Below are 24,752 nucleotides of genomic sequence, written 5' to 3' on the forward strand. Positions count from 1 at the left end.
CTCGCCTGACACTGTGAATCGTTGCAGGCGGCGCGACAGTCGCACCGACCCAGCCGTGTTCCGCTTGACATTGCAGCAAAAAAGACAACCTGACCGCGGCACAGTTACTTGCCTTAAGGTAAAATCCGTGTTCAAAATCACATTGCACAATAGGTAAGCATGTTTTTACAATGGTTCAGGGGGCGCAGCAACGCGCAAGCCGCGCTGGCAGCGCCAAGCCACGCGCCGCGCATGATGGCGAATACGGCGGCGATCGCGGCGGCGGATGCGGCCACGCCAGTGGCTTTGATGGCCACGCCGCACGCCTTGGCGCCCGCGCTGGACGACGCAGCGCTCGGTCACTTGTTCCACGCCTGGCTGCATGGCAAGACTGCAGCCGATCCGCGCGCCGCGGCCCAGCATAAAGTGCTGCTTGACGCCCTGCAGCGCCTGGCTGCCTCGCCCGGCGCGGGCGCCCACCTGGTGCCGCGCGTGCCGGCCATCATCCCGCAGTTGCTGCGCAGCTTGCGCGATGAGCACATGTCCGGCGCGGATGTGTCGCGCCTGCTGGCGCAGGACGTGGTGCTGGTTGCGCAAGTCATTCGCGCTGCCAACAGCCCCTTCTACAGCCCGCGCGCACCGATCCAGACGATTGAATCGGCTATTCTGCTGCTGGGCCAGAACGGCATGCGGGCGCTGCTTGCGCAAGTGGCGTTCCGGCCCGTGATCAGCACCCAGACCGGCAAGCTGGCCCGCGTGGCCGCGCCGCAAGCCTGGCGCCACGCCGAACTGTGCGCCCAGGCCGCAACCCTGCTGGCCCCACGCCTGCGTGCCAACCCGTTTGAAGCGTATTTGGCCGGGCTGATGCAGAACGTGGGCCTGATCGTTGCCTTCCGCCTGTTCGACCAGATCGACCCCGACTTGGTTCTGCCCCGTTCAGAACCATTTGATGCGGCCGTGGCCGTGCACGCGCGCGCGCTGTCGGCACGCATTGCCGCGCTGTGGGAGCTGCCGCCAAGCGTGGTCGAAGCACTGAGCGGCGCCAGCGACCCTGAAGCCAGTGCGCTGGCACGCACCCTGGTCCTGGCCGACCACGTGGCCAAGTTGCGCGTGCTGGTCGATGCGGGTGTGCTCAATGCAACCGATCCTGCCACCCTGGCCGGCATGGATGATGCGGCGCTGGCCTGCTTTGCCAGACTCGCTGCCCCCGATGCGTGAGCGCATCGGGTAGAATCCGGCGACACGCCATTTTCAAGGAAGCCGCATGCCCTTCGATATTGAAAACAAACTCGTGATTGGTGTCGCCTCCAGCGCGCTGTTCGACCTGAGCGAATCGCACCAGGTCTATCTCGACAGCGGCCCGGAAGAATATCGCGCATACCAGGAACGCAATCTGGATACGATTCTGGGACGCGGCGTGGCCTTCCCTTTTATTCGCCGCTTCCTCAACATCAACAAATGCTTCCCGCATGAACCGCCGGTCGAAGTGGTGCTGTTTTCGCGCAATTCGCCCGAAACCGGCATGCGCGTCATGCGCTCGATTGCCCATTACGGCCTGGACATTTCGCGCGCCGCCTTCATGACAGGCAAGTCCCCCTACTCCTATCTGCCTGCGTTTAACACGGCACTATTCCTGAGCGCCAACGAAGAAGACGTCAAGAGCGCCATTGCCGCCAATTTTGCCGCAGGCCTGGTGCTGCCATCGAAGATCAGCGACGACGAACAGGACGCCGAACTGCGCATTGCGTTTGACTTCGATGGCGTGATTGCCGACGACGAGTCCGAAACCATCTTCAAGCGCAATAACGACATCGACGAATTCCACGCCCACGAGACCGCGCACGTGGCCACGCCCCACCAGCCTGGTCCGCTGGCCGAAATGTTCCGCAAGCTGGCGCACATGCAGCGCATGGAAGAAGACGAGCAAAAGCGCGACCCCAATTACCGCAAGATCCTGCGCATTGCCATCATCACGGCGCGCAACGCGCCATCGCACGAACGCGTGGTGACCACACTCAAAAGCTGGGGCGTATCGGCCAACGAAACCTTTTTCCTGGGCGGGATGAACAAGGCGCGGGTGCTCGACGTATTCAAGCCGCATATGTTCTTCGACGACCAGCTGACCCACCTGAAGGCCACGCCCGGCGGCACCATCCCCATGGTGCACGTGCCGTTCGGGGTGGCCAACCGCCGCCCCCCGGCTTGAACGGCCGCCACCTGGCATTTCTGACGGCGACGCGCCAAACAGCGCTACGGTATAATCGGCAGCTCTCCTTTTTGCTTCCAGCTTCGCCGCCTGCATGCCCTTCGATTTAAAGAAATCTCTTCCCAAACCCGGTACCCGGTTCGCGCTTCCGACCCTGTACGGCTCATCGGACGCGTACGCGCTGGCCGTTGCGGCGCTCGAGCGCAAGGCCGGCGGCCAGATGCTGGTCGTGCTGACCGCCTCGGCCAGCGACGGTCAGCGTCTGCTCGATGAAATTCCGTGGTTTGCATCCGGCAAACTGGCTTGCCATTTGCTGCCGGACTGGGAGACCCTGCCATACGACGCGTTTTCGCCGCACCAGGATCTGGTGTCCGAGCGTCTGGCCACATTACACGAAGTGCAGAACGGCCATTGCGATGTGCTGATCGTGCCGGCCACCACGGCCCTGGTGCGCCTGGCGCCGCCATCGTTCCTGGCCGGGTACACCTTCTTCTTCAAAAAGGGCGAAAAGCTCGACGAGGCAAGGCTGAAGGCGCAGCTCACGCTCGCTGGTTACACCCACAACTCGCAAGTCATGTCACCGGGCGAATACTCGGTACGCGGCGGCCTGATCGACCTGTTCCCCATGGGTTCAGCCCTGCCCTACCGGCTCGACCTGTTTGGCGACGAAATCGAATCGATCCGCACCTTCGACGCCGACACCCAGCGCTCGCTCTATCCAGTGAACGAAGTACGCCTGCTGCCCGGCCGCGAATTCCCCATGGACGACGCGGCCCGCACCACCTTTCGCAGCCGCTGGCGCGAACGTTTCGAAGGTGATCCATCGCGCTCGGTGGTCTACAAGGACATCAGCAGCGGCATCGCGTCGGCCGGTATCGAATACTATTTGCCCCTGTTCTTCGAGCAGACCGCCACGTTGTTCGACTACCTGCCGGCCGGCGCCAGCCTGGCCCTGGTGGGCGACATCGATGCGGCCATCAAGCGCTTCTGGGTCGATACCGAGTCGCGCTACCGCTTCCTGAAGGCAGACCGCGAGCGCCCCATCCTGGCGCCGGACGAAATCTTCCTCAGCGACGAAAGCTTTTTCACGCTGGCCAAGCCGTACGCCCGCTGGGCCATCGCCAAAGATGGCGGCGACGCCGCGTCCGAACTGTCAGCCCCGATCCCGAACATTGCCGTCAACCGCCGCGTGGACGATCCCCTGGTCAATCTGCGCGCCTACCTGATGCAAAGCGCGCAGCGCGTGATGATCTGCGCCGAGTCGAACGGACGCCGCGAAACGCTGCAGCAGTATTTCAATGAATACCAGCTGGCGCCCGCCGCAGTCGAAGGCTTTGAAGGCTTTTTGCAGTCCGACGCCAAACTCGTACTGGGCGTGGCGCCTTTGCAGGCCGGCTTTGCGCTGTCCGAAGCGGCGGCCGGCAATCTGATCTTCATCACCGAGACCGAGCTGTATGCCGGGTCGGGCCGGCGCGCCGGCAAAAAGAAACAGGAAGGCGTGACCCAGGTCGAGTCGATGGTGCGCGACCTGTCCGAACTGAAGATTGGCGACCCGGTCGTGCACATCAACCACGGCATCGGGCGCTACATGGGCCTGACCAGCATGGACCTGGGCGAAGGCGAGACCGAATTCCTGCACCTGGAATACGCCAAGGACACCAAGTTGTATGTGCCGGTGTCGCAGCTGCACGTGATTTCGCGCTACTCCGGCGCCTCGCCCGAAGACGCGCCCCTCCATTCGCTCGGTTCCGGCCAATGGGAAAAGGCCAAGCGCAAGGCAGCAGAACAGGTGCGCGACACGGCCGCCGAGCTGCTCAATCTGTACGCGCGGCGTGCGCTGCGCCAGGGCCACGCCTTCGAATATTCGGCGCACGACTACCAGAACTTCGCCGACAGTTTCGGCTTCGAAGAAACGCCGGACCAGGCCGAGGCCATCAACAACGTCATCAAGGACATGACCTCGGGCAAACCGATGGACCGCCTGGTGTGCGGCGATGTCGGCTTCGGCAAGACCGAGGTGGCACTGCGCGCGGCCTTTATCGCCGTCATGGGCGGCAAGCAGGTCGCCATACTGGCCCCCACCACCCTGCTGGCCGAACAGCACGCGCAAACCTTCGCCGACCGTTTTGCCGACTGGCCGGTGCGCATTGCCGAGTTGTCGCGCTTTAGAACCGGCAAAGAGATCAACAACGCCATCAAGGGCATGGCCGACGGCACGCTCGACATCGTGATCGGCACCCACAAACTGCTGTCGCCCGACGTGCAATTCACCCGTCTGGGCCTGGTCATCATCGACGAGGAACACCGCTTCGGGGTACGCCAGAAAGAAGCGCTCAAGGCGCTGCGCGCCGAGGTCGACGTGCTGACCCTGACTGCCACGCCAATTCCGCGCACGCTCGGCATGGCGCTGGAAGGCTTGCGCGATTTTTCGATCATTGCCACCGCGCCGCAAAAACGCCTGGCCATCAAGACCTTCGTGCGCAGCGAGGACGGCTCCATCATCCGCGAAGCCTGCCTGCGTGAACTCAAGCGCGGCGGCCAGATCTACTTCCTGCACAATGAAGTGGAGACCATCCAGAATCGCATGGCAATGCTGACCGAACTGCTGCCCGAAGCGCGCATCGGGGTGGCGCACGGCCAGATGCACGAACGCGATCTGGAAAAGGTCATGCGCGATTTCGTGGCCCAGCGCTTCAACATCCTGCTGTGCACTACCATCATCGAGACCGGCATCGATGTGCCGACCGCAAACACCATCATCATGCACCGGGCCGACAAATTCGGCCTGGCCCAGCTGCACCAGCTGCGTGGGCGCGTCGGCCGTTCGCACCACCAGGCCTATGCCTACCTGCTGGTGAACGACGTCAGCGGCCTGTCGAAACAGGCGCAGCGCCGGCTGGACGCGATCCAGCAGATGGAAGAACTGGGCAGCGGCTTCTTTTTGGCCATGCACGACCTGGAAATTCGCGGTGCCGGCGAAGTCCTGGGCGAAAACCAGTCTGGCGAAATGCTCGAAATCGGCTTTCAGCTGTATTCGGACATGCTCAGCGAAGCGGTACGCTCGCTCAAGGCTGGCAAGGAACCCGACCTGGCCGCGCCCCTTGCCACCACCACCGAAATCAACCTGCACGTGCCGGCCCTGCTGCCGTCGGACTTCTGCGGCGATGTGCACGAGCGTCTGTCCATCTACAAGCGGCTGGCCAATTGCAACGCGCAAGACAAGATCGACGACATGCAGGAAGAACTGATCGACCGTTTCGGCAAGCTGCCCGACCCGGTCCAGGCGCTGATCGAAACGCACCGCCTGCGCGTGTCGGCCAAAACGGTGGGCATCGTCAAGATCGATGTGCATGGCGAGGCGGCCAGCCTGCAGTTCATGGCCAATCCGCCGATCGACTCGATGCGCATCATCACCCTGATCCAGAAAAACAAGCATATCAAGCTGGCCGGCCAGGACAAGCTCAAGATCACCGCCAGCATGCCTGACCTGTCGGCGCGCGTGACCCAGGTCAAGCAGACCATCAAACAACTACTCGCCTGACAGCGCGCTCACACCATGAACATGAATCTGATATTGCAGGGCCCGCACGCCACCCAGGATGCGCTGGCGGGCATTGCCGTGCTGGCCGCGCCCGCGCGCACCACGGTGCTGGGCGCACATGCTCTGCGCTGCGAGCAGGTCGACGCCAGCGCCAGCGTGCGCCAGGCAGTGGAAACAGCAGCAGCGGCAGCCCGGGTGGACGCCACCTTTATCGAAGCCGGGCGCACGCTGGCCGACTTCAAGCTGGTCGCCATGGACATGGATTCGACCCTGATCACGATTGAGTGCATCGACGAAATCGCTGACATGCAGGGGCTCAAGGCGCAGGTATCGGAAATCACCGAGGCAGCCATGCGCGGCGAACTCGATTTCAGCGCCAGCCTGATGCGCCGGGTCGCCCTGCTCGAAGGCCTGGAGGCGAGCGCGCTCGAACGCGTCTATTCCGAGCGCCTGGCCATCTCAATGGGCGGCGAAGCGATGCTGGCCGGTGTGCAGGCGGCGGGCCTGAAAACGCTGCTGGTGTCGGGGGGCTTTACCTTCTTCACCGACCGCCTGAAACAGCGCCTGGGGCTGGACTACACCCATGCCAATCAGCTCGAAATTGCGGACGGCAAGCTGACCGGGCGCGTGGTGGGCGGCATTGTCGACGCCGACGAAAAGCGGCGCACGGTCGAACGCGTCTGCGCCGAGATGGGCATTGCGCCGGCCCAGGCCATCGTCATGGGCGACGGCGCCAACGACCTGAAGATGATGGGCATTGCCGGTCTGTCGCTGGCGTTTCGCGCCAAACCGGTGGTGCGCGCGCAAGCGGGCATTGCCCTCAACTACACAGGCCTGGATGGCTTGCTGACGATCCTGCGCTGACGTTCAGCCGATCTCTTTGCGCATGCGCGTGAGCGCCACCACCACCCCGCCCGACAGCGGCAATTCGATCCGCTCGAGCGGGCGGAAGCCGTAGCGCAGATAAAGCGGTTCGCCCGGCATGGTCGACACCAGTTCCAGTGCCTTGAAGCCGGCCCTGGCGGCGGCGCCGGTGCAATGATCAAGCAGCATCGATCCCAGGCCACGGCGGGCCATGTCGGGGTCAACAAAGAAGGCGCGGATGCGCGCAGGCTCGGTGGCTGGATCGAGCGGACGGTCGGTGCCGCTTTTGGCCTGGTCGCCGCCGAAATCGGTGGCGCGCCGGCTCCAGCCACCGCAGGCGACAATCCGGCCCTGCGCTTCGATGGCGAAATAGGTCCCGTCTTCCACCAGCGCGCTGTCGACGCCGAACACTTCACGCGTGATCGCCTCGGCCTGCTGCTCGGTGTAGAAACCGGCGGCCAGGCCGATGCCGGATTTTTTGATCAGCGCGTTCAGCGCGCTCTTGTCGTCGGCGTGGGCCAGGCGAATGGTGAACATGACGATCCCTTCATCGGTATCGTCTGATTATATGCGTTTGCCCGCCGCACTGCCGCGGCCTGCCTGCAGCATCACCCCATATGCGGTCAGCGCGCCTGGCGCGGCTGCGCGCGCGATCTTGCGTGAAGCGAACCAGCCGGTCAGGCGGCCATCTTCGCGGTCCACCACCGGGCACGAGGCCGACAGCAGCAGCTCCTGGCCGGGCGTGCCACGCAAGGCGCCGCCGCCAGCCATGACGGCATTGCCGGCAGGGGCACGTACATGCACGCTCGGAAAACCCGTCATCATGCTGGCGTTGCGAATGATGCGGGCGTCGAATTCCACGCCCTCGGTGCCGCGAATGCCAATCACAAATGCGGTCAGGCGCGCCTGGCCGGTGTCGGCCAGATCACGGCCGGTGGCGCCCCAGCCACTGATTTTGCCATCGCGTCCGATCAGCGGGTAGCTCGATGTCAGCACATTGACCGCGCCCGGGCCGGCGCAATTGTCGCGCGCGCCGCCGCCCGTACCAATCCAGCCGGCGCCCAGACGGGCGCTCACGCCCGGTTCGCCCACCATGGCACTGGTGGCGCAAAATACTTGCTGCTCAACGGGCACCGGGCGTCCGCCGCGCGTGACCTTGATGCCAATGGCGTACACCGCCAGCGGAAACGGTTCGCGGCCCGAAGCGGCCCAGCCCTTGTAGACACCGTCGCCATCGCGCACCGGGTAGCAGGACGACAGCACATTGGTGGCGCCGCCGCCCAGGTCGTAAGCGCCGCCGCCCGTGAGGGTATAGCCGTCGGGCAGCCAGGCCGCCGCCTGCTCGCCGGGCAAATTGCCCGCCATTGCCACTGCCGCAAAACTTTCGATGACCACGTCCATGCCTGCCCCTTGTTGTTGTCGTTGCCGCGCTGACGCGCTGCCTCTGGCCTTTATTGCAACATCTGTGCCATGACGAAACACGGGCACGCCAAGGCAAAAGCCAGTCCCGCACCTGTAAAGCAGCGCGCCTTTACATGTAATCGACGGTGTAATTGACATATAATCTGGGCGAAAATTGCCCTAAGGAATAGCCGCGTGATCGATCCGGATAACACCCTGACCACCCATCTGTTCGCACGCGAAGGCGGGCCCAGCGCAGCCTTGCTGGGACTGACCATTCTGTGGCACCCCGACAGTGCCCGCATCGGCGAGCAGTACATCGGTCCCGCCGGCGAAGGCACGATCGAGATCAGCCGCTACGCCCCCTTGTTCTTCCGCCCCGGGCAGGACGGCGTGGCGATCGGCCACCGTGCCATCGCCCGCGCGCCCCTGCAGCTGCGCCGCACTGCCAGCGATGGGCTGATCATCACGCCAGCTGCCAGCGCCATGGCGGTGGAAGTCAATGGCCGCATCCTCGACAGCGTGCTGCAGTTCGAACGCGCCGACATGGCGCGCGGCGTCGTCATCGGCCTGGGCGGCCACGTGCTGCTGTGCGCGCACTGGATGACGTCATTCCCGCGTGCCAACGGCTTGCCCGGTCTGCTGGGTGTCTCCAGCGCAGCGATTGCCACGCGCGACCTGATCCGCCAGGTGGCCGCGACCGACCTGTCGGTGCTGCTGCTGGGCGAAACCGGCACCGGCAAGGATGTCGCCGCGCGGGCCATTCACGGCGCCAGCAAACGCAATGGCCGGCCGCTGGTGGCGGTCAATATGGCCACGCTCAATGAATCGCTGGCGGCAGCCGACTTGTTCGGCGCCGTCAAGGGCGCCTACACGGGGGCGCAGTCGGCCCGCAGCGGCCTGTTTGCGGAAGCCGATGGCGGCACCTTGTTTCTCGACGAGCTGGGCGACACGCCAGCATCGGTGCAGCCGATGCTGCTGCGCGTGCTGGAGACGGGCACCTATCGCCCGCTTGGATCGAGCCAGGATGCCAGCAGCAGCGCGCGCCTGATTGCCGCCACCGACCAGGACCTCGATGCCAAGGGCTTCAATCAGCCGCTGCTGCGGCGCATGGAAGCGTTTGTGATCCGGGTCCCGCCGCTGCGCGAACGGCGCGAAGATATTGGCGTGCTGCTGCTCGAGGCGCTGCGGCTGTGCAGCGAGAATGCAGACGAACTGGCAGCGTTTCCGTCCGCCCTGGTCAGCGAGATGTGCAATTACGATTGGCCAGGCAATATCCGTCAGCTGGTCAATGTCACGCGGCGCGCCCTGATGACGCAGCGCGCCGGCGGCGTGCCGGCACTGGGCCAGTTTGTCGACCTGACGCCGGCAGCCCGTACCAGCGCAACAGCGCTGCCAGCCGACAAGGCCGAGGCGTCCGCGCGGCGCCGCCTGGCCGACATTGGCGCCGACGATTTGCTGCAAGCGATGGAAGACAGCGGCTGGCAGATCAGCGCTGCGGCCCAGCAGTTGGGCGTGTCACGCCCGTCGCTGTATAAAATGATCGAAGCCCATGCGGGCATCCGCGCTGCGCCAACGATTCCCGAACAGGAAATCCACATGGCATGGCAGGCGTGCAGCCACGACGTGGCCGCCTGCGCAGCGCTGCTCAAGACGCCGTCCGAAGCCCTGCGCCGCCATTTGCGTGCGCTGGGCCTGGAACCTGGCGTCTGAGGGACAACGCTTACTGGTTCTTTTTCGGCGGGCTGACACCGCTGCCCACTTCGCCTTCTGGCATCAGGGTCGACATCGCCGTCATGCCAGGGAACGCGTCGCGCGCCTGGATTTTTGGCGGGCTCACACCGCTGCCGACTTCACCTTCCGGATCGAAGGAGAAGGCGCGCTGCTCCGTGGTGCCGTCGGCGCGCTGAATTTCCACCGTCAGGACGAAGGCGATTTCCCAGCGTCCGGTGGCCTTGCCCACGGTCAGTTCGCTATTCCATTCCAAGGCAAATTCGTTGTATTCGGGATCGTCCGGATGGACTGCCGACGGCACGAACTGGCTGCCCGGCAAGGACACACTGGCGCCTGGAATCGCAATTTTTGTGGTCGTGACAAACGGCGACACCGGCGCGAACTCGGTGCGAACACCAGCGCCAATCTGCGTCACTTGCGGCATGGTGATCAGGGTGCAGTCCAGCACCTTGAAGCCATTGAACTGACTGTAGCTGCCGGCGCGCACGCGCACACGGGTCAGTTCGCCCACGGTAAAGTAAATCCCGCCGGCGTAGCGGCCCTTGAGCGGATTGCCATGGCCATCCTTGCGGCTGAAACGCCACTCGAGCGACTGGCCAACCTGGTCAATATCGAAGTTGGCTTCAATCAGCATGGTGGTGGGTTTTTTTTCTATCATTTGGCGCTTTCCAAAATGGTGGACTGGTGAAAACGGGAATCGCGCCGAAGCGCAATCAGGTCGGGCTCGGCATTAATCAAATTGAGCGGATAACCACGCTGACGAGCAAGCAACAATTGTTCCAGGGCCGCCTCGCGCTGGCCCGACAATTCATAGGCCATGGCGGCGCGGTAGCGCACATCGGCGCTGTCGGGGTCGGCAACCAGGGCGCGCCGCGTCAGCGCCGCAGCTTGCTCCCTTTCGCCCAGCCTTGCTGAATACAAGCCCATGCGCGACATCATGGTCGCATCCTTGGGTGAACGTTCGAGCAAGGGCTTGAGCAAGGCCAGCGCCTGGCGATACGCTTCGCGCGACGCTTGTTCGCGTCCTGGAATCCAGCGCAGGGTATCGGCCAGATTGGCCCAGCGCACATAGGTGTTGCTGTTGCCGCGCGCCGAGGAGACGGCGTTTTCAAAGGCCTGCGCCGCGCCCACATAGTCGCCCCGGTTGAACAGCGCGTTACCCAGATTGGTGTACAGACTGCCGTTCGGACGTACCTGCAAGCCTTGTTGCAGCACCTGCAGCGACTCGTCGCCCCGGTCCTGGCGCAGCAAGGCATAGCTCAGATTTGCATACGCCATCACCGAATCCGGTTCGGCCGCGATACTGCGCCGGAACGCCGCTTCGGCCCCCTTGTAATCGCCCTGCTCGAAACGCAGCAAGCCCAGCACGTCGAGCAGCTTGCGCTCGTTCGGGTACACGGCCAGCGCGCTGTCGAGGTGAGTCTGGGCATCGCCAAAGCGCGCCATGCGAATCAGGATATCGGCCTTGATGGTGAGCGCAAAGACATCGAGCGGATCAAGACGCAGCGAATGCTCGATCAGGCGCAAGGCATCTTCTTTTTTGCCCTGGCCCAGGCGCACGGCAGCCTGCGCCGTGTAAGCCATGGCCAGCTGGTCGTTCAGGCGCAATGCCAGCTGGGCGCTGGCGTCGGCCCGCTGCAGCCAGGTCTCATCGCGGCTGTCGCCCACGTGGCGCATGTTGTACGCGATGGCCAGGCCAGCCGCGGCGCCCGCATGGTCGGGCTTGCGCTCGAGGATGGCGTTGAAACGTTCGATGGCAATTTCAAGACTTTCATCGCGGTCGAAGGTCTTGAGGGCATACATCCCCTCACGCATGGCCACCGCTTCCGAGAAAAATGGCGTGTGCTGCTTGTACCAGCCAGACGGCGCCAGCAGCAGCGCCGCACCCAGCACCAGGGCCGCCCCGGCGCCACCCATGAACAGCTTGTTGCGCCAACGCGCAGGCGGGGCGGACGCGGGCGCCGCCGGCAGCACCACGGCAGGCGCACCCAAGGTCGCCAGACGCGCACCCACGGCTTCCATCGAAGGCAGGCGCTGCGTCAGGTCGCGCGCCGTCATGGCCCGCACCAGGGCTGCCACCGGGGCACTGGTCTCGGGCGGAAATTCCCATGTCGCCGACGACGACTGGATGTGGGCCGCAGCCAGCGACAAGCCGCTTAAATGGGCAAACGGGCGGGCACCGGTCAGCATTTCGAACATGACCACGCCCAGCGCGTAGATGTCGCTGGCCGCGCCAGGAGCGGTGCCCAGCATCAGTTCCGGCGCCAGATACGCGACGGTGCCGGGCGACTGCTCGAGCGGCGCCACTTCGGTGGCGTCCGGGTCAATGCGGCGCGCCAGGCCGAAGTCGAGAATGCGCACCGCGCCTTCGGCGTCGAGCATCAGGTTGGACGGCTTCAGGTCGCCGTGAATCAAGTTGGCTGCGTGGGCCTGGGCCATCGCATCGGCCACCTGGCCGACGATCGACAGCACTTGCGGCAGCGGCAGCGGACCGCGCGCGCCCAGTTCGCGCAGCGTGTGGCCAGCCACGTATTCCATGATGATCGACAGCTGCGAACGGTCGCCGTCGATCGAAAAAATGCGCACGAAGGCAGGGTGGCGCAGCGAGGCCGCCAACCGTGCTTCTTCCAGTAAGTCATCTGGCCGTGCCGTGAGCAGATGCGGCTTGAGCCGCTTGATCGCGACACTGCGCTGCAGCCGGGTATCCCAGGCTTCGACCACTTCGCCGAAGCCGCCCTCACCCAGTACGCGCAGCAGCTTGTAGTGACCTAAATCTTGTTCCAGCTGCAAATTCGCACTCCGTTGTCATACTGCTAGAAAATATTTCTATAGTGTACATTTTTTCCGCCTTTTTACGGGGAAAAGTTTCGAGTTTCCCGCTCTGTGTAACAGCCTGTAATTCCGCCCCTGAAAGGACTAAACTTCTCTATGATGAAATCATCAGAAATGGAAAGGATCCTCCCATGAAATCGCTGCTCGTCATTGCTGTCGTCTCTGCCCTGGGTGGCTGCGCGGTTGGCCCACCGGTGCAGCAGCGCTATGCGCAGCCGGCCGATCCGGGCCAGTGGCGCGTGGTGTCTGTCACGCCGGTGCCGACCGGTACCGGCGCCAGGGTTGCTGCCGAATCCAAGGATGGCACGCCGGTCGAATACTCCAGTGTGCCTGTTGCTCGCGCGCCCATCTATGCGCCAGCGCCCGTGTATGTACCGCCCCCCGTGTACTACAGCGAGCCGGAGTATTACTGGCCGCCTGTGTCGCTCAGCCTCGGCTTTGTATTCGGCAACCGCTGGGGCTATGGCCGCGGTCACTACCGCGGCCACGGACGGCGCCGGTAAATACACCCGCATAGCGTTAAAAAAAGGGCGATTTTGGCAACAAAATCGCCCTTTTCCTCATGTAGAATCCTGCATCCACAAACGATTCCAAAAATCAACATGCGTACGTCCCTGCCCGGCCCATGAGACTGCGCTCCCATTACCTCCTGCTTGCCTTTTCGATCGTGCTGCCGATCGCCGTGTTTTGCGGCATCGCGCTGCGCATGCTCCAGCAAGCCCAGCACGACTCGGCGATCGGGCGCATTGAGGAAAGCGCCGGCCTGATTGCCCAAGTGATCGACGCTGATATTTTCCGCGCACAATCGGTCATCAAGGTGCTGGCGCTCTCGCAGACGTTGGCCAGAGGCGACCTGCCTGCCTTCTACGATGAAGCCAAGTTGGCCAGCGCTGGCCCCGGGGCCTGGATCATTCTGTACGACGAGCACGGCCAGCAACTCGTCAATACGCGCCGTCCCTTCGGTGAGCAATTACCCGCCCGCCCAGATCCGGAGGCGGTGAGCAGCATGCTCGCCAGTGGCCGCGGCCAGGTATCGGACATGCGCTGGGGAATCGTCTTAAAAGGCAATTTCGTGATGGTGGAAGAACCGATCCGCATGCCGGACGGGCGCCGCTACGTGATTGCCCAGGCGTTTTCGCCCGAATTCTTTGCCCAGGCTTTCTCACGCCGCCGTTTGCCAGCCAGCTGGCGCGTGGCCGTGCTCGACCGCAATGGCATCATCATTGCCCGCAGCGCCCGCGAGGGCGACTTCATCGGAAAACGCGTGCGCCCGCACACACTGCAAGTGATCAATAGCGCCACGTCGGGGGTGTTCCGCCATGCTTCCGGCGACGAAACCGAAGTGTACGACGCCTACACCCGTTCCGAGCGGGCCGGCTGGTCCATCATCGTTGGCGCCCCGGTGGCCGAAATCAACGGCGCCGTGGTGCAAGGCATTTCCTTTATCTCCGCCGGGCTGTTCATCGCCCTGCTGGCCGCGCTGACATTGGCGGTGTTTGCCGGCCGCCACGTGGTGCGTTTTGTGGCGCAGGCTTCCGAGGCTGCCGCCGCGCTGGGACGGGGCACCAGCGTCAGGCACCTGCGGCGCTCCGCGATCTACGAACTGGAATCACTGAACGATGCGCTGCGCGATGCCGGGCAACGCCTGCACACCGAAATGGCTTCGCGCGCGGCGGCCGAGAACGAACGCAATGAGCTGCTGGTGCTCGAGCAGCAGGCACGGGCCCGCGCCGAACAGCAAAACACGGCCAAGGACGAGTTTCTGGCCATGCTCGGACACGAGCTGCGCAATCCGCTGAGCGCGGTCGCCGGCGCCGTGGACATCCTCGATCGTGGTGCCCAGATGGCGCCCGAGGCGAGCACGCGCGCGCGCGAAGTATTGCGGCGCCAGACTGAACACCTGCGCAAAATGGTCGACGATCTGCTGGAAGTGAATCGGGCCTTGATGGGCAAAGTCACCCTGCAGACAGAAACCGTGGACCTGGCCGACATTGCCCGGCGCGGCATCGATGCCTTGCACGCGAGCGCCCGCACCACCGGCTTCAGCTTGCACTTCGAGGGCGAGCGCGCGCTGGTGCTCGCCGATCCGGCGCGCCTGCTGCAAGTGGTGGACAATATTCTCGACAATGCCCTGAAATACAGCCCGGGCGGCGGACGCATCGCGGTCGCGGTGCACGCCATCGACGGCAGCGCCGTGCTGACCGTGCGCGATCAGGGACAAGGCATTCCTGCGGCCCTGCTGCCGCAGGTATTCGACATGTTCGTGCAGGGTGCGCAATCGCTGGCACGCACCAGCGGCGGCCTGGGGATCGGTCTGGCCCTGGTGCGGCGCATGGTCGAACTGCATGACGGCAGCGTCAGCATCGACAGCGCCGGCGCCGGACTGGGCACCTGTGTGACGGTACGCCTGCCCCTGGCCGAGGCAGGGGCCGTGCCAGCCACGCCCCCGGCAAGCGCGCCGGCAGCGCCGCCGCGGCGCCGCGTCATGCTGGTGGAAGACAACGACGATGCACGCGAGATGATGACCATGCTGCTCGACCTGCACGGTTGCGAAGTACATGCAGCCAGCAGCGGCCAGGCCGCCATTGCGCTGGCCCCGAGTGCGCAGCCGGTGCTGGCCTTCATCGACATTGGCTTGCCCGGGATGGACGGCTACACCGTGGCGCGCGCCCTCAAGGCCGACCCGGCAACGGCGCACATCGAACTGATTGCATTGACCGGCTACGGCAGCGAAGCCGACCGCCAGCGCGCGCGCGACGCCGGCTTCAAGCACCACTTCACCAAGCCGATCAGGCTTGAGGATCTGCAGACCGCGCTGGCGTGAGCACGGCCAGCGCGTTGGGCACCGACGCGCCGGACGCGGTGTTATCAAACATGAGCCACACGTCGCGCCCCTGCGCTGCATGGGTGCGCGCGTCATGCCCGAGCCGGGCCAGATAGTCCGGATCGTACGAGGAATAATAGATGCGCGGCGAACCGTGCAAACGCGCGTACAGGGCGGCGCTGGTGGGCTCATGCGCGCCCGGCTGCCCCTTGGGCGGATCGGCAATCACGCGCGTGACGCCCCGCGCCGTCAACAAGGCGGTGGCCTCGGCACCGAACCAGTCCGGGTGGCGTGCCTCACACGCCACCATGCAGCCAACATGGTCCTGCAAGCGCGCAAAGAAATCGGCTGCCACAGCGGCGTCGAACCCCAGTTTGGGCGGTAGTTGTACCAGCACGCAACCGAGCTTCGCGCCCAGTGTGCCTGCCTCGGCGGCAAACTGGGCCAGCGGCGCGGCGATCGACTGCAGACGCGCGTCATGGGTGATGGTGCGCGGCAGCTTGACGGAAAAACGGAAGGCATCCGGCACGCTGTCGGCCCACCGCGCATAGGTGGCAGCGCGGTGTGGCCGGTAAAACGACGAGTTGATTTCAACGGCGTTGAATACGGCCGCGTAGCGCTCGAGGTGGCTGCCCTCGAGCGGAAACGCGGCGCTTGCTGCGCGCGGAATGGTCCAGCCGGCGCATCCGATGCGAATTCGGCCCGATTGTGGAGACTGTTCTGACATGGCGCCCAGTCTAGCAGTCCCGCGCGCACTAGCGGAACACCGTAGACCCGCTTCAGGTCTTACAATATGGGCATGCCGACAACATCACGCCATCCCATCATTCAACGCGGAGACACCCATGAGTGAAGCCCAGCACATCGTCTGCCCCCACTGCGACGCCGTCAATCGGGTTGCACCGGAGCGCCTGAACGACCAGCCGGTCTGCGGCAAATGCAGCCGCGAGCTGTTTCTGGCCAAGCCGCTGGACGTGACTAGTGCGCGCTTTGCGCGCCACATCGAACGCAACGACATCCCGGTCCTGGTCGATTTCTGGGCGCCCTGGTGCGGTCCCTGCAAAATGATGGCGCCGGCCTACCACCAGGCCGCCCAGCGGCTCGAACCGGCACTGCGCCTGCTCAAGGTCGACACCGAAAGCGCGCAAGACCTGGCGGCACGCTACAACATCCGCAGCATCCCGACCCTTGCCCTGTTCCGCAATGGGCGCGAAGTGGCACGCCAGCCGGGCGCCATGGACAGCGCCGGCATCATCGCCTGGGTGCAGGCCCAGCTTGGCAAAGCTTAATCCGCAGTCAAACAAGGAAACCTCATGAACCAGCCACTGACCATTGAACGCAAGGCCGAAGACGCCATCAACATGGCGCGCATTTTGTATGCGGCCCACGCCGTCACCTTCTTCTTCTCGCTGGGACTGCTGTCGATCGTCCCCCTGATCATCAACTACGCCAAGCGCCCCGACGCCGAAGGCACGATCGCCTACAGCCACCATGGCTGGATGATCCGCTCATTCTGGTGGTATGCAGCCTGGATGATCATCGGCGGCGTGCTGTTTGCCACCCTAATCGGCATTCCCATCGCGTTTGGCATCTGGGGCCTGGCATGGCTGTGGAAAGCCTATCGGCTGATCCGCGGCTTCATTGACCTGAACAACAACCGCGCCGCGCCGGAATAAGCCACCACGAAGTTGACCAACATCGCCCTCGCGAAGGCGGGGGCCTATACCATTTATCCGGATTAGTTGGCGTGGTATAGGCCCCCGCCTGCGCGAGGGCGATGTTAATGCTCTTTCAGGAAGAACAGGCGGCTACAGCGTGGCGAACGCCCGCGTCAGATCGGCAATCAGGTCCGGCGTCTCTTCCAGACCGATATACAGGCGCACCAGCGTGCCCGTGCTTTCCCACCCTGGCCGCATGGCCTGCATGCGGTACGGTACCGCCAGACTGTGGGCCCCGCCCCAGCTGTAGCCAATCCCGAACAAGGTCAGCGCGTCGACAAAGCGGTCGGTTTGCGCTTCCGTATAGCGAGCGTCAAAGACGACCGAAAACAAGCCGCCGGCGCCGCGGAAATCGCGCTGCCAGTGCGCGTGGCCGGGACAATCCTCAAACGCCGGATGCAGTACGCGCGCAATTTCAGGGCGGCCCTTGAGCCAGGCCGCAATGGCGCGCGCACTGGCATCGTGCGCATCAAAGCGCAGCTGCATGTGCGACAGGCCGCGCATCACCAGGTAAGCATCGTCGGCGCTCACGCCCAGCCCCAGGCGCATGTGCGCCAGGGCGATCCGGTCATTCAAAGCACGTTCGCGCGTGATCACCGCCCCCATCAGCACGTCCGATCCGCCCGACTGGTATTTGGTCAGCGCCTGCATGACGATATCGACGCCATGCTCAAAGCCGTTCAAGGCCAGGCCAGCGGACCAGGTATTGTCCAGCGCGACCAGCACGCCGCGCGCGCGTGCCGCCTTGCACAAGGCCGGCAAATCAGGCACCTCCATCGACACCGACCCGGGCGCCTCGGTCCACAGCAGCTTGGTATTGGGTGCAATCAGCTCGGCAATGCCGGCCCCGATCATGGGATCGTAATAGCGCGCGCTGATGCCAAAATCGGCGCTGAGCCAGCGTGCCATTTCGCGGTTCGGTGCATACACGTTGTCAGGCAAGAGCACATCGTCGCCTGCCTTGAGCAAACCCAGGTTGACCATGGCAATGGCGGCCAGCCCGCTGGGTGCCAGCAGGCAGAAACGGCCGCCATCAATGGCGGCCAGCTTGGCTTCGAGCGTGAAGGTGGTGGGCGTGCCGTGCAGGCCGTAAGTGTAGCCGTGCTTGGTTTTCCAGAGCCCGGCGCGCATGGCGCTGACGCTGGAAAACAGGACGGTCGATGCGTGATGGATGGCCGGCGGGAAGGCGGCGAAGCCTTCCGGCGGCTTGTAATCGCTGTGGATCAGCGCGGTTTGTGGCGACTTTTTCATTCGCCAACTATACCAATTTCTGTCTTAGACGACAGAGGCCCACAAATCGTGTGCGTCAGCTGCCGTGACAGTCACGTCGGCGAATTCGCCCACCGTCAATTTCTTGCCGGGCACCAGGGAACGCTTGATGTGCACAACGCCATCGATTTCCGGCGCATCGGCGGAGGAACGGCCGATTGCCTCCTTGGCGCCGACTTCATCGATCAGCACGCGAATGGTCTTGCCGACCTTGGCTTGCAGACGCTTGGCGGAAATTTCTTCCTGCAAAAGCATCACGCGCGCGCGGCGTTCTTCCCGCAGGGCTTCCGGCACCGGATTGGCCAGCTCGTTGGCAGTGGCGCCTTCTACCGGGGAATAGGCGAAGCAGCCAAGGCGGTCGATCTGCGCTTCCTTCAGGAATTCAAGCAGGTACTCGAACTCGGCTTCGGTCTCGCCCGGGAAGCCGGCAATAAAGGTCGAACGAATCGTCAGATCCGGATTCATGGCGCGCCAGGCCTGGATGCGGTCCAGATTCTTTTCGCCGCTGGCAGGACGCTTCATGCGCTTGAGCACATCCGGGTGGGCATGCTGCAAAGGGATGTCCAGGTAAGGCAGCACATGACCGCCGCTCATCATCGGGATGATCTGGTCCACATGCGGGTACGGATACACATAGTGCAGGCGCACCCAGGCGCCGTACGACTTGGCCAGTTCGCCCAGCGCTTCGACCAGCTGCGTCATGTGGGTCTTGACCGGACGGCCATTCCAGAAGCCGGAGCGGAACTTGACGTCCACGCCATAGGCGCTGGTGTCTTGCGAGATGACCAGCAATTCCTTGACGCCGGCCTTGAACAGGTTTTCCGCTTCCAGCATCAGGTCGGCGATCGGACGCGAGACCAGGTCGCCGCGCATCGATGGAATGATGCAGAAGCTGCAACGGTGGTTGCAGCCTTCGGAAATCTTCAGGTAAGCATAATGCTTGGGGGTGAGCTTGATGCCTTGCGACGGCACCAGGTCAAAGAAGGGTTCATGCGGCTTTGGCAAGTGCAAGTGCACCGAATCCATCACTTCGGCCAGCGCATGCGGACCGGTCACGGCCAGCACTTTGGGATGCACCTTCATGATGATGTCGTCGCCGGCGGCGTCTTTCTTGGCGCCCAGGCAGCCCGTGACGATCACGCGGCCGTTTTCGGCCAGCGCTTCGCCAATGGCATCGAGCGACTCCTGCACGGCGGCATCGATGAAGCCGCAGGTGTTGACGATGACGAGGTCGGCGCCATCGTAGGACTTGGCGGTGTCGTACCCTTCGGCGCGCAACTGGGTCAGGATCTGTTCGGAATCGACCAGCGCCTTGGGGCAGCCAAGCGAAACGAAGCCAACTTTAGGAGCGGCAGCAGGAAGGGGGATACGGCGCAATTCGGACATGATGGAGGCACAATAAAGCAGGGGAATCCGCTATTGTACCTTGTTGCCGCTGGCAATTGGTGGTCGTCGCCCTCGCGAAGGCGGGGGCCTATTCCACGTGACCGGATTTGTCGGCGTGGCATGGGGCCGGTACATGCACCAACCCCTTCGCGAGGGCGATGAAACTTTACTTTTTATCTACAGGCGGCACGACGGGCGGAAACGGGAATGCCCCAAAGATCGATTTACTCTGGCTCTGCATCTGCTCCTGCATCTGCACAAACAGATTTTTGCTCTGGTCGATGTAATTGTTCATCATGCCCTGCATCATTGGGCCCTGGACGTTCATGAACTGGGTCCACATCTCCGGGCTGAATGGCTTGCCCTCAAAGGCGCCAGTGGTGCCGCTGGTGAACTTGTTCTGGATGTCGGTGAACGCCTGGACGTTCTTTTCCAGGTAGGAGCCCATCATGCCCTGCATGGCGTGGCCATAGTAGCGGATGATCTGCGACAGCACGCCCGAGGAAAACATCGGTGCGCCATTGGCCTCTTCTTCCAGGATGATTTGCAGCAGGATGCTGCGCGTCAGGTCTTCATTCGACTTGGCATCAACCACGGTAAATTCGTCGGCATCGAGCACCAGCTGCTTGACATCGGTCAGCGTGATGTAGGAGCTGGTCTGGGTGTCATACAGGCGACGGTTCGGGTATTTCTTAATCAGGCGTTCGGTACTCTTTTTTGCACTACTCATCTCAAGGTCCGCTTATTGCGCCGCAGCGCTTTTATATTGATTTCGAAAAAAAAGCGGACTTCGGTCCGCTCCTGAATAGCCTACTTTTTGCATTATAGGATGGATATTCGCAAAAATACCACTTTGTCTCCTCCCGTGCAGCAATTATTGCGACGCACCTAAATAGGTGGGCTTGAGCAACAACGCTTATCGGCCTTTCAATGTCCTCAGTCCGCCCGAACCTTGACGTAGCGCCCGGGCGCCGGCTCGACCGCCTTGTAACGGGTATTGCCGGGCTTGGCAGGCGCCTTGACATCTTTGCCGCCATGTTCGGCCAGGAAGGCCGCCCATTCCGGCCACCAGCTGCCGGCATGCTCGGTCGCCCCGCTGATCCAGGCGTCGGCGCTGAGCGGCTTTTTGGCAGTTTTGCCCTTGGGCGCATCGTTAGTCCAATAAGAACGCTTCTTTTTCGATGCCGGATTGATCACGCCGGCAATGTGACCAGAGGCGCCCAGTACGAAGCGGTTGGCCTTTGGCTTGGCGGGATTCAGCAGCGCGGTCGAGGCGTAGGCCGCGTTCCAGGGCACGATGTGGTCTTCCTTGGAGCCGTACACGAATACGGGCGCATCAATGCTGCCCAGATCGACAGCGGCGCCGGCGACAGTGAGCTTGCCCGGCACTTTGAGACTGTTTTCCAGATAGGTATTGCGCAGATACCAGCAGAACATGGGGCCGGGCAAATTGGTGCTGTCGGCATTCCAGTACAGGAGGTCGAACGCGGGCGGCTCGTTGCCTTTCAGGTAATTGGACTGCACGTAATTCCAGACCAGGTCGTTCGGGCGCAGGGCCGAGAACGTGGTCGCCAGGTCGCGCCCCGGCATCAGGCCGCCGCCGCCCAGGGTCTGCTCGCGCAGGGCCACCTGGGTTTCATCAACAAATACTTCCAGCACGCCCGTCGATTCGAAATCGAGCAAAGTGGTCAGCAGGGTCAGACTGGCGGCAGGCTGCTCGCCGCGCGCGGCCAGGACCGCCAGCGCCGTGCTGACAATGGTGCCGCCCACACAGAAGCCGAAGGCATTGACCTTCGCGGCCCCGGAGATGGCGCGCGTGACTTCGATCGCCTTGATCGCCCCAGTTTCCACATAATCATCCCAGGTGGTGCCGGCCAGCGCCTTGTCCGGATTGCGCCAGGACACCAGGAACACGGTATTGCCCTGCTCCACCGCGTAGCGCACCAGCGAATTTTCCGGCTGCAGGTCCAGGATGTAGAACTTGTTGATGCAAGGCGGCACCATCAGCAGCGGCACCTGGTGCACCGTGGCAGTGACGGGTTTGTACTGGATCAGCTGGAACAGTTCATTTTCGAACACCACGTCGCCTGGCGAGGTGGCCACATTGCGGCCCACTTCAAATGCCGACTCGTCCGACTGGGAGATGCGGCCCTTCTGCATGTCATGCAGCATGTTGGCCAGGCCCTTGGTCAGGCTTTCGCCCTTGGTCTCGATCAATTTTTGCTGGGCTTCTGGATTGGTCGCCAAAAAATTGGCCGGCGACATGGCGTCAACCATCTGCTGAACCGCGAAGCGGATTTTCTGATGCTCGCGCGGCGGCGCCTCGACCGCATCGGCCATGGCCGTCAGGAAGGCAGCGTTTAAGAGGTATGATGCTGCACTGAAGGCCGCCATCGGGTGGCTCTGCCATTCGGGCGAGGAAAAGCGGCGGTCGTTCAGCGCTGGCGTTTTACCGGACAGAAAATCTTGCCACAGCAAGCCTGCTTTTTGCAGATAATCGTTGCGCAAGGCCTCCAGCGCGTCAGGATTGAGGTGGGCGCCGGAATCCTTGAGCATGCTGGCCATGGGTCCCGCATCCATGGCAGGTACCTTGAAGAAGGCTTGCCAGGCGGCCGGGTCGGAGAACTGGTGCATCCAGGCCGAAGCCATGGTCTGGTGGTCGGGCATGTTCATCTGTGCGTCCATTGTTTCAACCTTTGTATCAACGATTTTCAAGGAATTATATGTGGATTGTCGCCGTTGCCTGGGTCTACGTGGTGGGCCTCATGGCTGTGACCGAACACAGTATCGTCGCCGGATTCATGACGTTTTTCGGTTACTGTGTGCTACCCCTGTCCATTTTGTTCTACCTGACTGGCGGGCGCGCGCGCCGGGCACGGCGTGACGCGCGCAATCATAGTGAAAGCGGCGGCAGCACCAGCAGCCTGGCGGCCGACACCAGCACCTACCACAGCAGTTATACCAGCCACGACAGCAGCCACCGCGGCACGCATGACAGCGACTGTAGCAGTTCCGACAGCAGCAGCTCGGACAGTAGCTGCTCCGACAGCGGCAGTAGCGACAGTGGCAGTAGCAGCGACTGACGCAGTATTGCGGAAACTCAAGTTAATCACTTGAGCCAGATCAAACTCACCTGGCGTCCGGTCACGCCATCACGCCGATACGAGTAAAAACGCTGCGTATCAGTGACCGTGCAATGCTGGCCACCAGCGACCTGGGTGACGCCATCGCGTGCCAGAAACAGGCGCGCGAGCGTAAAAATATCTGCCAAGTATTTGCCGTCATGGCCCGCATGAGGCCGGAACGCCGCCTGGATCGCCGCCGCCTCGGCCCCGGAACGCGCACCGCCCACAAAACTATCAAGCACATCGTGGCCAACTTCAAATTGTTCCGGTCCGATTGCGGGCCCCAGCCAGGCCAGGATCTCGCCCGCGCCCGCTGCACGCATCGCCTCGACGGTGGCGCCCAGCACGCCACCTGCCAGTCCGCGCCAGCCAGCGTGGGCCGCGCCCACCACCTTGCCGGCACGGTCGGCAAACAGCACCGGCAAGCAGTCGGCCGTCATGACGGCGCACACCACGCCAGGCACGGTGGCAATGCTGGCATCGGCCACCAGTACTGGCCGGTCTGGCTGCACTTGCGCTGCATCGACCACGGCAATGCCGTGCACCTGCGAGGTATAGGCGGGCACGCCCGGCACGTGCTGTGCCAGCAGGGCACGGTTGCGCGCCACCACGGCCGGATCGTCACCCACATGCAAACCCAGGTTCAATCCACCACCGCCCTGCCCGTCGTCGTACGGAGCGGCACTGAAACCGCCCGCGCGGGTACTGGCCAGCGCACCGATGTTGGCCGGTCCACCAGGCCAGTCAGGCACGATGGGATCGAACCCTGCCATTACACCTGCTCCGGCTCTTCGATCCCGGCACGCGCGATCAGTTCGGCAAAATCGTCAGCCAGCGGCACGATCCATTCGCACTGTTCGCCGGTGGCGGGATGGACCAGGCCCAGGCGGCGCGCCTGCAAGGCCTGGCGCGGGAACACGGGCGCCAGATGCTGCTTGCCATACACCGAATCGCCCACCAGCGCATAACCGATCGAGAGCATGTGCACGCGAATCTGGTGGGTGCGGCCCGTTTCGAGCTGGCACTGCACCAGGCTGACCGGACGCCGGTCCAGCATGCCGGTGGCCAGACGCTGGTAGTGGGTGATGGCCGGCTTGGCCGAAAAATTGGTCGAGACTGCCATCTTGACGCGGTCTTTCGGGTGCCGTCCCATGGATGCGTCGATCGTGCCCGACAACTGTGGCGTGCCCCACACCAGCGCAAAATATTCGCGCTTGACGCTGCGCGCCTGCAGCTGGCGCACCAGGTCCGTTTGCGCGGCCAGTGTTTTGCCGATCACCATCAGGCCACTGGTGTCCTTGTCGAGCCGGTGCACAATGCCGGCGCGCGGCACACCTGCCAGTTGCGGCGCGTGGTGCAGCAAGCCGTTGAGCAGGGTACCGGCCCAGTTGCCCGCGCCCGGATGGACCACCAGGCCAGCCGGCTTGTTGATGACGATAATGTGCTCGTCTTCGAACACGATATTGAGCGGAATGTCTTCCGGCGTATAGGCCGCATCTTCGGGCGCACTTTGTGGCACGATAACGACCGTTTCATCGCCATACGCGGTATCCTTGCCGCGCGCTGGCTTGCCGTCGACCGACACGTGGCCGGCGTCGAACCACAATTGCAGTCGGCTGCGCGAAAATTGCGGCACCAGGCCGGCAATGACTTTGTCGAGGCGGTGGCCGCACGCCTCCGGGGTCAGCTCCAGGGTGATCGGCGAAAGGTCGATACCGTCCGCCAGGGGCAGGAACTCGGCGTCGCTTTCCTCGTCGAAATCAGGGTCAAAAGGTAAATCCGCCGAATTCGGCGTTGGAGTTAATGTCACAGCAGTCCCATCGGCTATAATCAGCATTTCGTTGAATCTCGGTTAATACTCTCTTGCACAAAG

General features: G+C 63.3%; 21 protein-coding genes. 10 read left to right on the forward strand and 11 right to left on the reverse strand.

All coding sequences use genetic code 11. From position 1 onward, the window contains the following. Window positions 1–159 precede the first annotated feature (159 nt). The 4 genes from BUC24_RS10670 to serB all read left to right on the forward strand — a co-directional run bounded on the left by BUC24_RS10670 (window position 160) and on the right by serB (window position 6,590). Window positions 160–1,197, forward strand: a complete 1,038-nt coding sequence (locus tag BUC24_RS10670; RefSeq protein ID WP_073215438.1) for an HDOD domain-containing protein — start codon at window positions 160–162, stop codon at window positions 1,195–1,197. 46 nt (window positions 1,198–1,243) lie between these two features. Further along, window positions 1,244–2,185, forward strand: a complete 942-nt coding sequence (locus BUC24_RS10675) for a 5'-nucleotidase (RefSeq protein ID WP_073215441.1) — start codon at window positions 1,244–1,246, stop codon at window positions 2,183–2,185. A 94-nt stretch (window positions 2,186–2,279) separates the two neighbouring features. Continuing rightward, complete coding sequence (gene mfd / locus BUC24_RS10680) at window positions 2,280–5,726, forward strand: transcription-repair coupling factor (protein ID WP_073215443.1); 3,447 nt, start codon at window positions 2,280–2,282, stop codon at window positions 5,724–5,726. A gap of 21 nt (window positions 5,727–5,747) precedes the next feature. Further along, complete coding sequence (gene serB, locus BUC24_RS10685; protein WP_073219930.1) at window positions 5,748–6,590, forward strand: phosphoserine phosphatase SerB; 843 nt, start codon at window positions 5,748–5,750, stop codon at window positions 6,588–6,590. A 3-nt stretch (window positions 6,591–6,593) separates the two neighbouring features. Here serB and BUC24_RS10690 read toward each other — a convergent pair whose 3' ends face one another. Together BUC24_RS10690 and BUC24_RS10695 are read right to left on the reverse strand one after the other, a co-directional pair. Next, a complete protein-coding gene (locus BUC24_RS10690) occupies window positions 6,594–7,127 on the reverse strand; it encodes a GNAT family N-acetyltransferase (RefSeq protein WP_073215445.1) in 534 nt (177 codons plus the stop codon). Window positions 7,128–7,154: 27 nt separating this feature from the next. Beyond that, window positions 7,155–7,991 carry a hypothetical protein gene (locus BUC24_RS10695; protein WP_073215448.1) on the reverse strand — a complete coding sequence of 279 codons (837 nt, stop codon included), beginning with the start codon at window positions 7,989–7,991 and terminating at the stop codon, window positions 7,155–7,157. Between the two features lie 195 nt (window positions 7,992–8,186). Between BUC24_RS10695 and BUC24_RS10700 the strand changes: the two genes are divergently transcribed. Beyond that, the gene (locus tag BUC24_RS10700) at window positions 8,187–9,704 is read left to right on the forward strand and encodes a sigma 54-interacting transcriptional regulator (protein ID WP_073215451.1); all 1,518 of its coding nucleotides are present in this window, start codon (window positions 8,187–8,189) and stop codon (window positions 9,702–9,704) included. Between the two features lie 10 nt (window positions 9,705–9,714). Here the strand turns inward: BUC24_RS10700 and BUC24_RS10705 are convergent, their stop codons facing one another. Both BUC24_RS10705 and BUC24_RS10710 read right to left on the reverse strand, forming a co-directional pair. Further along, window positions 9,715–10,383, reverse strand: a complete 669-nt coding sequence (locus tag BUC24_RS10705) for a hypothetical protein (protein ID WP_073215453.1) — start codon at window positions 10,381–10,383, stop codon at window positions 9,715–9,717. Then, window positions 10,380–12,515, reverse strand: a complete 2,136-nt coding sequence (locus BUC24_RS10710; protein WP_073215456.1) for a serine/threonine-protein kinase — start codon at window positions 12,513–12,515, stop codon at window positions 10,380–10,382. Before BUC24_RS10710 ends, BUC24_RS10705 begins: the two co-directional genes overlap by 4 nt. Before the next feature lie 173 nt (window positions 12,516–12,688). On the opposite strand from BUC24_RS10710, the gene BUC24_RS10715 reads away from it, so the two are divergent. Beyond that, window positions 12,689–13,060, forward strand: coding sequence for a hypothetical protein (locus BUC24_RS10715; RefSeq protein WP_073215459.1), 372 nt, complete (start codon window positions 12,689–12,691; stop codon window positions 13,058–13,060). 122 nt (window positions 13,061–13,182) lie between these two features. Further along, window positions 13,183–15,381, forward strand: a complete 2,199-nt coding sequence (locus BUC24_RS10720) for a hybrid sensor histidine kinase/response regulator (RefSeq protein ID WP_073215462.1) — start codon at window positions 13,183–13,185, stop codon at window positions 15,379–15,381. Here the strand turns inward: BUC24_RS10720 and BUC24_RS10725 are convergent. Continuing rightward, window positions 15,347–16,108 (reverse strand): DUF72 domain-containing protein, encoded by a 762-nt coding sequence (locus BUC24_RS10725; protein ID WP_073215465.1) that lies wholly within the window; start codon window positions 16,106–16,108, stop codon window positions 15,347–15,349. The genes BUC24_RS10720 and BUC24_RS10725 overlap by 35 nt on opposite strands. A gap of 118 nt (window positions 16,109–16,226) precedes the next feature. On the opposite strand from BUC24_RS10725, the gene trxC reads away from it, so the two are divergent. After that, window positions 16,227–16,670, forward strand: coding sequence for a thioredoxin TrxC (trxC, locus tag BUC24_RS10730; RefSeq protein WP_073215468.1), 444 nt, complete (start codon window positions 16,227–16,229; stop codon window positions 16,668–16,670). A 24-nt stretch (window positions 16,671–16,694) separates the two neighbouring features. Then, window positions 16,695–17,057, forward strand: coding sequence for a DUF4870 family protein (locus BUC24_RS10735; RefSeq protein WP_073215471.1), 363 nt, complete (start codon window positions 16,695–16,697; stop codon window positions 17,055–17,057). Window positions 17,058–17,189: 132 nt separating this feature from the next. Here BUC24_RS10735 and BUC24_RS10740 read toward each other — a convergent pair whose 3' ends face one another. The 4 genes from BUC24_RS10740 to phaC all read right to left on the reverse strand — a co-directional run bounded on the left by BUC24_RS10740 (window position 17,190) and on the right by phaC (window position 22,427). Beyond that, window positions 17,190–18,350, reverse strand: coding sequence for a cystathionine beta-lyase (locus tag BUC24_RS10740; RefSeq protein WP_073215474.1), 1,161 nt, complete (start codon window positions 18,348–18,350; stop codon window positions 17,190–17,192). 24 nt (window positions 18,351–18,374) lie between these two features. Beyond that, window positions 18,375–19,754: a 30S ribosomal protein S12 methylthiotransferase RimO gene (rimO, locus tag BUC24_RS10745; protein WP_073215477.1), complete on the reverse strand. Its 1,380-nt coding sequence runs from the start codon at window positions 19,752–19,754 to the stop codon at window positions 18,375–18,377. A gap of 166 nt (window positions 19,755–19,920) precedes the next feature. Further along, window positions 19,921–20,484, reverse strand: coding sequence for a polyhydroxyalkanoate synthesis repressor PhaR (gene phaR / locus BUC24_RS10750; protein ID WP_073215480.1), 564 nt, complete (start codon window positions 20,482–20,484; stop codon window positions 19,921–19,923). A gap of 206 nt (window positions 20,485–20,690) precedes the next feature. Beyond that, a complete protein-coding gene (gene phaC, locus BUC24_RS10755) occupies window positions 20,691–22,427 on the reverse strand; it encodes a class I poly(R)-hydroxyalkanoic acid synthase (protein ID WP_073219933.1) in 1,737 nt (578 codons plus the stop codon). A gap of 50 nt (window positions 22,428–22,477) precedes the next feature. Between phaC and BUC24_RS10760 the strand changes: the two genes are divergently transcribed. Beyond that, window positions 22,478–22,837 (forward strand): hypothetical protein, encoded by a 360-nt coding sequence (locus BUC24_RS10760; RefSeq protein WP_073215483.1) that lies wholly within the window; start codon window positions 22,478–22,480, stop codon window positions 22,835–22,837. Window positions 22,838–22,863: 26 nt separating this feature from the next. On the opposite strand, the gene pgeF is transcribed toward BUC24_RS10760, so the two are convergent. Continuing rightward, on the reverse strand, window positions 22,864–23,652 hold the full coding sequence (gene pgeF, locus BUC24_RS10765) for a peptidoglycan editing factor PgeF (protein WP_073215486.1): 789 nt from the start codon (window positions 23,650–23,652) through the stop codon (window positions 22,864–22,866). Next, a complete protein-coding gene (locus tag BUC24_RS10770; protein WP_073219936.1) occupies window positions 23,652–24,689 on the reverse strand; it encodes an RluA family pseudouridine synthase in 1,038 nt (345 codons plus the stop codon). The genes pgeF and BUC24_RS10770 overlap by 1 nt, the downstream gene beginning before the upstream one ends. Window positions 24,690–24,752: the final 63 nt, after the last annotated feature.

Source organism: Massilia sp. CF038 (genome assembly GCF_900129765.1).
Lineage (GTDB): Bacteria > Pseudomonadota > Gammaproteobacteria > Burkholderiales > Burkholderiaceae_D > Telluria_A.